Annotated in this window: 7 protein-coding genes and 3 pseudogenes; 4 read left to right on the plus strand and 6 right to left on the minus strand. The window is 57.8% G+C overall.

Annotated elements, in window-relative coordinates; translation table 11 throughout:
- Positions 1-27 precede the first annotated feature (27 nt).
- The 5 genes and pseudogenes from RBB80_RS26125 to RBB80_RS26145 form a co-directional block, all read right to left on the minus strand.
- Complete coding sequence (locus RBB80_RS26125; protein WP_433965193.1) at positions 28-297, minus strand: hypothetical protein; 270 nt, start codon at positions 295-297, stop codon at positions 28-30.
- Between the two features lie 23 nt (positions 298-320).
- Positions 321-1,364, minus strand: a complete 1,044-nt coding sequence (locus tag RBB80_RS26130; RefSeq protein ID WP_433965194.1) for a hypothetical protein — start codon at positions 1,362-1,364, stop codon at positions 321-323.
- A gap of 53 nt (positions 1,365-1,417) precedes the next feature.
- Complete coding sequence (locus RBB80_RS26135) at positions 1,418-2,452, minus strand: hypothetical protein (RefSeq protein ID WP_433965195.1); 1,035 nt, start codon at positions 2,450-2,452, stop codon at positions 1,418-1,420.
- A 25-nt stretch (positions 2,453-2,477) separates the two neighbouring features.
- A complete protein-coding gene (locus RBB80_RS26140; RefSeq protein WP_433965196.1) occupies positions 2,478-4,736 on the minus strand; it encodes a serine hydrolase in 2,259 nt (752 codons plus the stop codon).
- Between the two features lie 418 nt (positions 4,737-5,154).
- A pseudogene (locus RBB80_RS26145) lies at positions 5,155-6,317 on the minus strand (IS481 family transposase).
- A 339-nt stretch (positions 6,318-6,656) separates the two neighbouring features.
- On the opposite strand from RBB80_RS26145, the pseudogene RBB80_RS26150 reads away from it, so the two are divergent.
- From RBB80_RS26150 to RBB80_RS26160, 3 genes and pseudogenes are all read left to right on the plus strand, one after another.
- A pseudogene (locus tag RBB80_RS26150) lies at positions 6,657-7,563 on the plus strand (ArdC family protein).
- Positions 7,563-7,975: pseudogene (locus RBB80_RS26155) on the plus strand (DUF6908 domain-containing protein). Before RBB80_RS26150 ends, RBB80_RS26155 begins: the two co-directional pseudogenes overlap by 1 nt.
- Before the next feature lie 81 nt (positions 7,976-8,056).
- On the plus strand, positions 8,057-9,652 hold the full coding sequence (locus RBB80_RS26160; RefSeq protein WP_433965197.1) for a ParB/RepB/Spo0J family partition protein: 1,596 nt from the start codon (positions 8,057-8,059) through the stop codon (positions 9,650-9,652).
- 567 nt (positions 9,653-10,219) lie between these two features.
- Here the strand turns inward: RBB80_RS26160 and RBB80_RS26165 are convergent.
- Entirely contained in the window at positions 10,220-11,200 is a 981-nt protein-coding gene (locus RBB80_RS26165; RefSeq protein ID WP_433965198.1) for an SDR family NAD(P)-dependent oxidoreductase, read from the minus strand.
- Positions 11,201-11,316: 116 nt separating this feature from the next.
- Between RBB80_RS26165 and RBB80_RS26170 the strand changes: the two genes are divergently transcribed.
- Positions 11,317-11,895: a TetR/AcrR family transcriptional regulator gene (locus RBB80_RS26170; RefSeq protein ID WP_433965199.1), complete on the plus strand. Its 579-nt coding sequence runs from the start codon at positions 11,317-11,319 to the stop codon at positions 11,893-11,895.
- Positions 11,896-12,506: the final 611 nt, after the last annotated feature.

The following is a 12,506-nucleotide window of genomic DNA, read 5'->3' on the forward strand; positions in this document are numbered from 1 at the left end:
GGACACGCTTGTCGGCATTGCCAGGTCCTAGGCTTTCGGTTGTCCTGCGGACGGGCTGGCACCTGCCGGTGTAGTTGTAGTGGGCGGCGGGCTGGCCGCTCCTGCCCCTGCCCCGGGCGCCACTCCAGCTTCAGGTTTCCTCCCAGGCTTCGAAGCATTCTGAATCATTCCGATCTGGAAGGAGTCCGCCATCTTCTCCAGTGGGAGATAGTCGCTCTTGAAGTTGATGTCTACCAACCCTGAGAGTTGCGCTTTGGATTGCAGCGATGCGTCTGAGACCTCAGCCGCCGTGCTCATCGCAGTAATGATTGGCTGCTGAGTTAGCTTGTACTGGCCCTTGGTGTAAAAGTCGCCAGACTTTCGGTCCTCGGTGCCATCACTCCCCTCGAGTACTCGCTGGCCCCCTGGCTCGTTTCCGATTGCCCTTCCACAGTCGAAGTGCTCTGAACATTTCCGCTACTGTCGGTGGCGTAGTCCATGGCCGTGGCTGAGCGCTGCATCTTGGCGCTGTCTTTCGCCTGGAAGTCGTACATGATCTTCGCCTGTATCTTGCCGTCGGTGACGACAATGCGGTTAATGCCCATTAGCACCATGGTCGCGAGCAACTGCTGACGGCTAGTGGCCAGTTGTGTCCGCGCGGATTGCACCAAAGCGCTCTCGTTCTCGTCACTGCTCAGGTCCAGACTCTTGACTGGCGTGGGCAGGCGCGAGTTGACTCGTTGTAAAGCCGAATCTTCATCCACTCCGTCTTTGAGTTGGACGCGAGGCTGACCGCCGCTACTGGCTCCCATGAAGTCGCCGCCATCCGAGGTGCCGAGCTGGAAAAGGTCCGGAAACTGGTCGACCAGCTGATCTCGTCCCTGATTGTCGCTCACGTTGTCGTCCCGGAACTGATTAAGGGTTTGCGAGACGCTTGCCACTAGCTTGCCGTAGGCCTCCATTTGTTCTATCGACGAGTGGAGGATGGCGTGAAAAACACCCTCAATGAGGCTGGCAACAAACGTAGGAAAGTTCACTTGTTTCAGGAGTACACCGGCCACTTGCGCGCCTTGCAAGGCAGCCTGCGCTTTGAAGCCTGAACCTACCTTGTTCACCTGTTGCAGGTTTTGCTGGAAGTTTTCGTGCGTCTGGTTGGGGTCGGCATCCGCCAATGCAGCTGCGCTTGGGAGTTTGTTGGCTGGAATCCCCTCGGGCTGCGCCAGGTAGCCTGCAATCTCCACGGTGTCCTGGGCGATCTTCTGCTGAGTTTCAATCGGAAGCTTGGAGAACGCCGCGCTTCGCGTCAGCAGGCTCTTGACCGCCTGTCGTGCCTCCACTGGCGGCTGTGGTGTCGGCTTCATTTTCACAACTTGGGCAGCACCCATGATCGCTCTCCTCATGACTTACGCAGGTGGCGCGCTCGGGAGATAGGTTACGGCTAGGCCGCCGTTCTATCCTCGATCGCATCGCGGGAAATCTCGAACTCGACCGGACGCAGGTATACGCTGACTCGAGGCGGCCCGCTCCGCGAGGTCTTCACGCTCAGAACAGAGAAGTTTCCCGGCCAATCCGAACTCTCAGGTGTGAACGCAGCCATCCATCGCAACATCGCATTTAGTTCGCGCGGACGCTCGCTCAACCCCATTGCTAGAAGATCGAGGAAGTTCGTGGGGAGATCGGGAATCATCCCGAGCAGAACGTAGAGCTCCACCTCTGGTCCATGGTGTCCATGCTCGAGCGCGATGAGGACTGATTTGTCCGGCAGTTCGAATCGTCCGCCCAGGACAAGTCCGAACGTCTGCATGATTCCAGCGAGTTGATTCGACAGATCGAGCTGGTCGAGCAACGGCCCGAGATCTGCAAGACGAAGCGCGCCTCGATGCAGAAACGTCATGCGCTGGCCCCCATGCTCGCGACGGCACGTGATGGACGTGAAAAGCGGCGCCAGGTTCGGCATAGTAAATTTCGCTATTTCGACCAGACGGGCTAAGTGATGCGGGAGCCGGGCGATTTGGCTAGGCAATGTTTCGTAAAAGACTTTTGCTGATGCGAGGCCATCCTTATCGTAGGAGTTGCCGAAGAAGGCTCCATAGTGGAGCCGCGTCCCTGTGCCCGACTCTCGCCAGTCCTCGCTCGTCTCGTCGAACCAGTGGAGAGCTTCGCGCCCGAAGAACTCTTTTACGAGACGCCTCATCTCGTGCGTAGCTTCGTCGCGCCGATCGATCGGGCCGGCAGTAGGTCCCAAAGGTTCAACGGTAAAGCGGAGCATCCTTGGTTCCATCTCTGAAAAAGACGGCTCAAGCGGAGCGGCTCCCGGCGTGAGCGAGTTCGAGGCGTAGCGCGGGTCTCCGGCGGGAAGAGCGAAGGTCTTCTCCAGCAGTGGGCGTATCACCGGGGTTGGATCGGCAGTGTTCAACCAGTGGGCAGCCTTGCTGAGACGCTGCGCAACAGATACCGAAAGCGGCTTAATCATGGAATTTCTCCTTCATGGGAGCGGCTTATTTGTAGCGCCAATTTGCGGCGCCGTTGGGCTTGCTCATGCCGCTTGCGTAGGACATGGCAGGTACGCCGACCGACTCGAGCAAGTCACGTGCGACCGACGGAATCTGGATAGGCCGCGACGGCATGACCGGGGCTTCGTTCGGTTGCGCCATCTTTTCTACCGAGTCCTCCTGAGTACCAGTGACGGCGAGCCACTGATCACACGCGCCCACCAGATCGAAGTCCGAAGGATTGGTCGTCGGCTTAGTGGAATAACTCGGCGCATTCTGTAGTTGCGCGACGTCGAGAATCGGCACGTAGGAGTTGCTGGCAAGTTGCCGTGAGTGGTTGGCCAGCCACGCGAAGACGGTCGCTCCGGCCGATGCCATCGTGCGGTATTTCACACTGTTCTTGGCACCGCCCAGTTCGAGCCCAGCTACTTGATCCACCAGTTGCCACATGTCCTTGGCGCCGTAAGCGTCCTGTACGCCATCGCTGTAACCGCAGACAAGCACCGGCTTGTAGCCCTGGGCCACGAGTTGGTCGAAGGTCGCCTGGTACTGGGCGGAAGTGAGGCCATGGCGGGCCTGCCAGGCAGGGGCGCTTGACGACTTGCGCCAGATGCCAGCAAAGAGATCCTGGGAGCCATCGAAGTAGCCGCTCACCCAGTCGAGCAGGTAGCCTTCACCAACGAACTGGTTGAAGGCAGCCTGATACTGCGCGGAAGTGAGGCCATGACGGGCGATCCAAGGATCGGTCGCGCCCTGCTGAAAGATGCAGGCGAAGCGAGGGCCGCCGGGCGTGGCGTAGCCGTTCACGAGCACGGGGTAATAGCCCTGGGAAGTGAGCTGATTGAAGGTGGTTTGATAATCGGCGGCGGTTAGGCCGTGGCGAGGCTGCCAGGCAGGCGAGGAGGCACTTTTGACCCATAGCGCTGCGTACAGCGGGAATGACGTGCCGTACCCGCTGACATCCATCAACTGCATTCCGTGGTTGCCGACATAGTCATTGAATGCCTCCTGATATTGCTCAGACGTGAGGCCGTGGCGGGCGACCCATCCGCCAATGGGGATCTCCGGGGCGATGTTATCTAGATAGATGTTTGTCACGACATCGCGAAAGAACTGGGATGATACGCCGATGGGAGAATTAGCGAGCACGACCAACTCCATGTCGCGGGGCAGGAAGTAGACGAGGCTCTGCTCCGTCTGGAGTGCACCGGATTGCCAGAGGCCATTCTTGTTGTAAAGCGTACCGAGGCTGGTCGATTCGATGAGATCGATGCCAAAGCCGTTATCGAGCATGTTCTGGGCGGCGGCAGACGACATGATCGTGCCTTCGCGCCGGAAGCATCCGATGACGTTCAGCAAATCGTTCACCGACATGTGCCAGCTCGTGCCACCGGAGTCCGCAGAAAGGTCGCCGGAGTTCCAGCTCCCGCCGACCGGAAAAGCGTAGGCGAGCGCGTCGGGGTCGGGGTGCGTCAGCGTAGGGCCGGACACACCCGCGGGTTGGAACAGATTCTGCGCAACATAGTTAGCGTAGGCGGTGATAGTGACATAGTCCCAGAACTGGTCTTCAAATGGCGCAGGGAACGTAGTGTTTGCGGGGATGACGCCGTTCATGACCGGGAGCAGGATTCGGCACAGGCTGAAGTTCATGTTCTGGTAGGAATACGCGCCGAGGTTGGCGTTCGTGACTCCGGCGGCGACCTGCGCCTTCATTATGTTGTAGAACGTATCGGACCCTGCGACGCGGAAGCCGGACTTGTGTGTCATCAACTGGGCGAATGTGATCTTTTCGATGTTCGGGCCCTTGGCCCAGTAGGTGGGCAGGTAGTCTTTGATCGGCGTCGAGGCCGGCAGGTTGTGCGCGGCGAGCGTGCGCGTCATCGCGATGGCGGTGATCAACTTGCTGCAGCTCGCAATGTGCATTCGGACAGTCTGTGCCCAGGACTCCGACCCATCGGACGGCTCCTTGGCCCAGCCGGCCTGGGCGGAGGCGATGGGCTTGCCCTGGTGGCGGAGCTGCATCACGTACCCGGCAGTGTTGTTGGCGAGCGCAGTATTCAGGGCGGAGACGAAGCCGTCGGTATTGAAAGAGAGCGTAACGCCGGCGGGCATTGTGCGCACGGCGAACTCTGTCGTCCCCTCCTCTGGTCCACGTGAACTGATAACGGATCGTGTATGGACTGGCTGCATGACATGGGCGAGGGCGGTGGCATGATCGATTACAAAGCCGCTCGGCAAGGTGGTGCGTTCGACTCCTGGTTGCATAGAATCCTCCACTTCCTTGTGAACACGGTGAGTCAGTCTGAGTAAAGACCCTTTCCAAATTGATCCGCCATACTAACGAAAACTGACGTGGACAATGAGAAAGCAGTTGCCATATTCGGGATTAATGCCTCCCCGCAAATTGACGTGCGGTCGATGATGTGGAACACCGGAGACAGCGGCCTGCCTAATAGTGCACAAGCGGCCGAGTTCGTTTCATCTTGTCAACGTCGCTTCGCCAGAGGTTTGAGAACCGCAGCCCCAATAGCACCTAACAATTCCTGACTGCGCTCGACTGTCGAGGCGAAGAAATAGTATCCGGAAGCATGCGCCTAGTGCCACAAGGGCAGTGGCAATGTTTGCGAGAAACCCGAGATAAATGTCGATTTGCGCGAACAGGGCAATGCACTCATCGACAGGCTCAGACCACTCTTCGCGCAGCTCTGAAACGAAGTTCTTCGGAATTGAATTCGCCGATCTCCATGTCTCGAAAGAAGACTCTGTAAAGCCCCGGTGTGATCAACTCGACGCCCAACTCTTCGAAGCGGAATACTTCGCTAATGAAGACTCTGTTCTTGTGCCAGCTGATGTCACCGCTATTGTTGACTCGTCGCAGCAGGAGACCCTTCGGGTACGTGAACTCTGGCAACTTGCGCGGAAGTCGTATAGAGCTGGGGATGTAGAGACTTGCGGGAACTTGATTGTTCAGGCCCTCGTGCGGGCGCTCGTTATTGAACACGTAGCGAAAGTTATCGAATCGGCTTTGCTGCGCGCGAAGGGATGTCGCAGGCGGTTTTGTCGTATCCTCCTTCAGTGTGCGATGCATCCGCTCATGGCGCCCGTTTTGTTGCGGTCGGCCTGCTTGAATGCGCTCATGCACGATCCCGAGCTTCATCCAGCCAAGTGAGAGTTGCGACAACCCCAGTAGCCCTGTGCCCGCAACGGTCGCCGTGGTCTGTCCTGATCCGTGCTGGCACCCCGTACTCCCGCATGGCTGCCTCGCAGATTGCTCGAACTTGGCTCAGGTCCATGCGCGAGACAATCTGGCAACGAATCAAAATAGCGACTGTACGCATCGGTGATGGTGAATGGATCGCACCGCTTACCATCGGCGGTAGCGAAATAGCCCTTGAAATCCATACACCATAACTGATTTGGCCCTGTGACGAGCGAGAACGGCTCGGAGCAAGGAGTGGTGCGTTTTCTCTTCCTCTGCGGACTGGTCAAGCCAGAACGACTCAGGATATTTCCAAACGTACTGGCCGCGGGCCAGACCACGTCCGGTTGCAACATCTCCAGTCTCGCTTTTAGTTTTCGTGCGCCCCAGGATGGATGCCTCGCTCGAAGCGCGAGGATAGCGTTCTCGATCGGCTCCAGAGTCGCATGAGAACAGCTATGTGGTCGTCGACTGCGATCTACGAGGCCTTCCGGCCCCGTCTCGTTATAGCGATTGATCCATCGGTACGCTGTAGGACGCGAGATTCCATATTCACGGCACAGGTCCGCTACTGACATCTCCTTTTTCTGATAACTCGCTAAAAACTGCAGACGTTGATCCATGATCCGACTCTCTTTCCAGGGCATACAACATCGTCAAGCGTTGACGAAAGCTGAGGAACGATAACCGTCGCGCTTCGCTGTAAACCATGTCTCCGGTCTGTTTCGTAACGCAAGTGCTAAGTACGCTCAGGGGCTCTGCCCCGATCGCGCGGCGCAAGGGGTATCCCCAATCTTCCGCGCTTCGCTTGTGCAGACCTCCGCTGCGCTCCGCCCTTTCCGTCCCGCCTCCGGCTCCTTCTCCAAGGGTGCGGAGACCCCTCCCCTTGCGCCTTGCTACCCCCGCCTTCGCCAGGTGGCGTTCGGCATGTACATGCCGCGTTTCAACGCGGAAAGTGCAGCAGCCAAAACCAAGGAGAAGCCACCATGACCACGACAGCCCCCACCACCATCGACAGCAAGAAGCCCAACACCAAACAGGAACTCATCGCCGCCAACATCAAGCTCTTGATTGAGCAGTTGGAGGCCGGACACTCCGACGCCCTCACCAACTACCTGACCGCCATGAGCCGCTTTCACAATTACAGCTTTGGGAATGTGCTAGAGATTGCGCGGCAGATGCCCACTGCAACCCGCGTTGCCGGGTTTTGGACGTGGAAGAACCTTGGCCGCTCCGTCAATGCAGGATCCAAAGGAATCCGCATCCTTGCCCCGATTGTTGGCGTCAAGCGCAAGAAAGACAGCGAAGCCGAGAAGGACATCACCACGCAAAACACCCGCGCCCTTTTGGGCTTTCGCAATGCCTACGTCTTCGATCTCCCAGACCAACGGCGTAGACCTTCCCGAGATGCGCGAAATCTCAGGTGATCCCGGTGAGAGCATCGACCGTCTAGCCGCCTTTCTCAAGAGCCAAGGCATTCAGCTTGTTTACAACGAGAAGATAGCCCCCGCCTTGGGGATGAGCTATGGGGGACGCATTGCCATCCTTCCCGGCCAGTCCAGGGCCGAGGAGTTTTCGACGTTGGTACACGAAGCAGCCCACGAGATGCTTCACAAGGCCGAACGCCGCACAGCAACCACAAAGACCGTGCGGGAAACAGAGGCCGAGGCGGTCGCTTTCGTCGTGGGGAAGGCTGTTGGCCTTGTCACCGGAACCGCGTCGGCGGATTACATCCAGCTTTATCACGGCAACGCCTCACTCCTCGCCGAGAGCTTGGAAGTCATTCAACAGACCGCCAGCATCATCCTCGCCGCACTGGAGCCAACTGCAGAACAAGACGAGGCTGCAGAACAGGCGACGGAAGAGAAGCCGGAACTCGCGGAGGTGGCCTAATGCAGACCATCCTCGAAATTCTCAGGAAGGCCGGAGGGTGGCACCACGGCCTTTACCTCAAGATCGACAACCCGCCATTCATGGAGTTGGTCATCGAAGCGACCGATGAGTCAGGGCCGTGCGGCTTGCCTGTCATTTCCGTAGCGCACTATGGGTTGCAGAACGGCGACCCCATGCGCGACCCGGAGATGTGCTTCGAGCTTGGACTTGCGGGAGGGGCGCACCTGAACCCCTTCTATTGGAGGAACGATTACGTGGCGGTAGAGCAATGGAGCCGCAACATCTCCGCGACCGTTACGTGTTCCTTCTCGCGCTGCATGAGCAGCATGAGCATTTCGCGCGAACGTGGGATGCCAACCTCAAAGCGCAAGGCTATCTTGCCGCCTTTTCGGACAAGTGCATTCTCGGCTAGTCCGCTCCCTTGGAGCGGACAGTCCGACCGCGCCGCTCTGCCACTTCCACGCCCAACCACGCTCGAAAGGAGCCTCGCATCATGGAAACCACCGTCCTCAACGCTACCGAGTATCGCAATGTCTCTCTGTCGTTATTGAGTGAATCGAAAACCAACCCGCGCCGCATCTTTGAGGACGCCGCCCTCAAAGAACTCTCCGAAAGTATCCGCACCCAGGGCGTTCTCTCGCCATTGCTTGTTCGTCCCCTTACCGAGAATGGATTCGAGATCGTCGCAGGGGCGCGGCGGTATCGGGCAGCACAGATGGCCGAGGCTGATACCGTGCCCGTCCGAATCGTCAATATGAACGACGCGCAAGCCTTAGAAGCGCAGTTGGTCGAAAACCTGATTCGCTCCGACGTTCATCCGATGGAGGAAGCACAGGGATTTAAGGCCTTGCTGGATTTGGAAGACCCGACTTACTCGATTGAGCAGATCGCAGCGAGGACCGGAAAACAACCCACCTTCGTTGCCGCCCGACTCAAATTGATCGACCTCGTTCCGTCAGCGGTCGAAGCGTTCTATCGCGATGAAATCGGTGTCGGTCATGCTCTCTTGCTGGCCAAGCTACCAACAGACCAACAGGAACAGGCGCTCTCCGCCTGTTTTCGTGAAGACTGGGGCGCCTCGAGCGACCGCAAGGCGAAGCGAATTTTGCTTCCCGTGCGGAGCTTGCAGTTTTGGATTGAGCAGAATGTTTTGCTTTTTCTAAAGGATGCCCCTTTTGACAAGCGCGACGCGCATCTCGTGGCCATCGCGGGCAGCTGCCTCGATTGTCCCAAGCGGACAGGTCACAACAAACTCCTGTTTTCCGATCTCGGCAAGCAGGACGCTTGCACTGACCCAAGCTGCTATCAGGCCAAAGTTAGCGCACACGTCGCGAAGCAGATCGCAACAAAGCCGCAGCTTGTGCAGATCAGCACCGCCTACGGAAAGCAGCAGGAAGGCAGCAAGGTCTTGCCGCGAAACCAGTACACCGCTATCCGCGACGAAAAACCCAAGACGAAGGAAGAGGCCAAGCGTCCCGAGTTCAAGGTGTGCAAGTTTACGACGGAGGCCATCATTGCCGAGGGCAACGATGTCGGCACCGTTCACAAGGTCTGCGCCAACCCTGCCTGCACGGTGCATCATCCGAAGCAGGAGACGAGCAGGAACGATGAGAAGTGGAAGGCCGAACAGGACAAGCAGCGCAACGAGCAAGCCATCGCCAACACTACAGGCATTCGCGTGCTGAAGGCCATTGGGGATGCTGTCCCGGTACGGCTGATGAAGAGGGACTTGCTATTCGTTCTGATGCAGACGTTCCCGCTTCTGAATGAGTTGCAGTTGCAAACATTGGCACGGCAGCACGGTATCCGCAAAGATCGGGAAACCGATATGCTCGACAAGCTGTTTGCCGCTTTCCTCCGCCGTGCCGATGAGGGAACGCTCTCTCGCTTGCTCGTCGAGGTCAGTGTCGTTCTTGCATCGGGGCGGGGCAAAGGAATGAATGCTCTCCGCGATGCTGCAACGGTTTACAAGGTAGACACTGACGCGATTGCTCTCAAGGTAAAGCAGGAATTCGCCGCCAAGGCGAAGGCCAAAAAGGAAGCCAAACCAGAAGCCAGGCCCGTTGCCAAGACAAAGAAAGCAGCCTAGTTCGATCTCTGCGAGGGGCGACGAACCTGCCGCCTCTCGTTTCGTTGCGACAAAAATCGCGCAGGAAGAACCCCCTTCGGTTTCTCCCTGCACCCACATCCCGCTTGACCCGGCCCCCGCTCGCCGGCTGCGCGGCAGGAGTCAAGTTCCTCCTCCTGCACCTGTCCCGAAGACAACAAGTCCTTTACATGGCGAGATACTGGTCCGTCGATCATTTCAATGTATGAAAATCCTCCAGTTCGTACCGTGCATTGCACAGCCTCGGTGGCGTGTCGGCGAACTCTTCGTACCAATCGTCGAAACGCGGCCGCGAACATCTGTGGGACGACAAGTCGCAGCGGGATTGGGAATGGACGCAACAAGATCGTCGCTAGGCGTTAATGGTACTGATCTTGCCTCAGAGTGTTTCCGACGCACCGGTGGGGTGATTGGCCAACTCCACGCATGGCAACAAGGTGAATGTCATGAGCGCGAACCGTTGCAAACACTGGAACAGAGAAACGATAATTGGGTCGGAAAAGGATAGCCCCCGCACATCGCGAGGGGCCAGCCAATTCTTTTCACCGCTTACGCGAAGACTTCGCCAATCATCTCTTCGCTCCTCTTCCAAAGCGCAGTAGCGTTTTGTGGATCGAGAGCGTAACCGCGTACCCCTTCGTCTAGCATGCCCAGCGGAGCATCATCCGAGACGACATCACTTACATGGCAGTTCTCGCAATACCGTCCTCCTACCTCTTCGGCGGCCGCAACGACAGCGGCCCATACTGAGGTGGCGGCTCCCTGGGGAACTGTTTTGAACTCGAACGGTCCTTTGCCCGCTGCTGCGGCCTGTTGATTGATCTGGTTGACCATCTGTTCCAGGCTGCCCGGATCCATGTGGCGTGCAAGCTCGGTCTGTATGCCACCAGGGTGGACGGCCGTAGCGCGCACGCCGCGTTCACGATGGCGGCGGTCGAACTCGACTGCGAAAAGGATATTCGCGGTCTTCGAACGCCCGTAAGCTACGAAGGGCTCGTAAGGCGTCGTCTCAAAGTTGGGATCTTTCAGGTCCACACTGCTGAAGCGGTGTCCTGAAGACGAAAGGTTGACCAGCCGTCCGCCGTCCTTGATCAGCTTCGCGATGCGGTTCACAAAGACGAAGTGGCCGAGGTGATTGGTCCCGAATTGCGTCTCAAAACCATCCTCTGTCTTCCCGAGCGGAGTCGCCATGACACCAGCATTTGCGATGATCACATCGAACAAGCGGCCATCTGCAACCAGCTTGTCCGCGGCGGCGCGCACGCTCTTGAGATTGGCCAGGTCGAGCTCGACCAACTCGAAACTCGCGCCGGTCTGCGCCGCGGCCTTACTGACTTCTGAGGTCGCCCGTCGCGCTTTCTCAAGATCACGCGCTGCGCCCACAACATCGGCGCCATGCGCCACCAGCGTACGTGCCGTCTCTACGCCAAGACCCGCAGATACACCCGTCACCAGAATCCGCTTACCTTTCAGATCGGCCCCTTTGAGGACCTCTTCTGTCGTCGACTTTGCTCCAAAATTCGCTGCCATGCTGCACTCTCCGATCACAAATCTTTTGACATGGGCCTCAGCCCGGAATAAAACGGAGTTAGCCTCCGTTATGCAGAGTAGATTACCGGAGAGTTCCTCCGGATTCAGAAAACTTTATGAAATCTTCAGCCGCACAAAAAGCCGCCCGTAAGCCACGAGCCGACGCGCAGCGTAACCGTGAACGAATTCTTGAAGTCGCGAAGCAGGTTTTCACCCGCCGAGGCGGGGATTCCAGCATGGACGAGATCGCCAAGCGTGCCAAGATCGGCCCAGGCACGCTCTACCGTCATTTTCCTTCGCGCGATGACCTGCTGGCCGCAGTCTATATCAGCGAAGTCGAGAAGCTGGCTGAGGCACAGAGAAAGCTCTCCGCCGAGTTGGCACCAGTAGAAGCGCTCCGGGCGTGGATGCTGGTCTTCATCGACTACATTGCCGCGAAAAAGATCATCGCCCCGGCGTTGGACGCAATGGTCGGCGGTCCTTCGCAAGTCTATCAGCAGAGCACCCGAGTCATGCGGGAAGCTGCCAATGCACTGGCGAGTCGGGCCGTTGCTAGCGGAGATCTCCGGCCAGATGTCGATCCAATGGACATGCTGCGCGCCATCTATGGGGTCTCCAGCGCGGGCAGCGCCGATGACTGGCCCGTAAAGGCGCGGCGGTTCGTGGAGATCCTCATTCAGGGCTCGCGGCCGTAACAGACAGCCTCTCCGCCAAGTGTTGCCATGCTAAACGAATCACAAGCCGAGGCGACGCACCAAGAAAGATAGAAGCATAGGTCCTCGGAAACGATAAGGAACCTATCATGGCTGCCCCGAGCGAAGATGCCGAGCGCTGCTGAGGGCAGCTTGCGGTTCAGCGTCTTTTTTCAGTGGGTCTGGACGTACCCTCAGTGCAAAGCGTGGTTGCCGGTTGATCATTGAACAGCGCGAGAATAGCTGACGAAAGGGTTCGCAATGGCAGTTGAGGAAGCAATCTATGCAGTTCATATGACGCCACTGAGATCCGAACTCGCTATCTTTCATGCCTCTGGGTCTTGTGGCAGTGGTTGCATCCGCTCGGATTTTTCCGCAGCGAGATGCCCTTAGAATTTCGTGGTCCGCATAGCTATTTACTTCGGTTGTCTTGAACCGCTCTTAACCGCAAATCTCCACCATGAGCTCAACATCGGGCTTGACATAAACATGTAATAGATCAACGGCCCCCAAGGGGCATATTGTCTTATTCGTAAAGCCGAGGATGCCCTCGAATTATAGAGCTACGTTGAACCCATTGGATCTCGAACGGAAGAAGACCGCCCTCGCATCCA

Origin of the sequence: Tunturiibacter gelidiferens, from assembly GCF_051013345.1 — a bacterium.
GTDB classification, from domain to species: domain Bacteria; phylum Acidobacteriota; class Terriglobia; order Terriglobales; family Acidobacteriaceae; genus Edaphobacter; species Edaphobacter gelidiferens_A.

Excerpts from the sequence above, each read along its gene's own strand:
- RBB80_RS26130 (WP_433965194.1), bottom strand. The coding sequence starts at position 1,364 with ATGGGTGCTGCCCAAGTTGTGAAAATGAAGCCGACACCACAGCCGCCA.
- RBB80_RS26170 (WP_433965199.1), top strand. The coding sequence starts at position 11,317 with ATGAAATCTTCAGCCGCACAAAAAGCCGCCCGTAAGCCACGAGCCGAC.
- RBB80_RS26160 (WP_433965197.1), top strand. The coding sequence starts at position 8,057 with ATGGAAACCACCGTCCTCAACGCTACCGAGTATCGCAATGTCTCTCTG.
- RBB80_RS26135 (WP_433965195.1), bottom strand. The coding sequence starts at position 2,452 with ATGATTAAGCCGCTTTCGGTATCTGTTGCGCAGCGTCTCAGCAAGGCT.
- RBB80_RS26165 (WP_433965198.1), bottom strand. The coding sequence starts at position 11,200 with ATGGCAGCGAATTTTGGAGCAAAGTCGACGACAGAAGAGGTCCTCAAA.
- RBB80_RS26125 (WP_433965193.1), bottom strand. The coding sequence starts at position 297 with ATGAGCACGGCGGCTGAGGTCTCAGACGCATCGCTGCAATCCAAAGCG.
- RBB80_RS26140 (WP_433965196.1), bottom strand. The coding sequence starts at position 4,736 with ATGCAACCAGGAGTCGAACGCACCACCTTGCCGAGCGGCTTTGTAATC.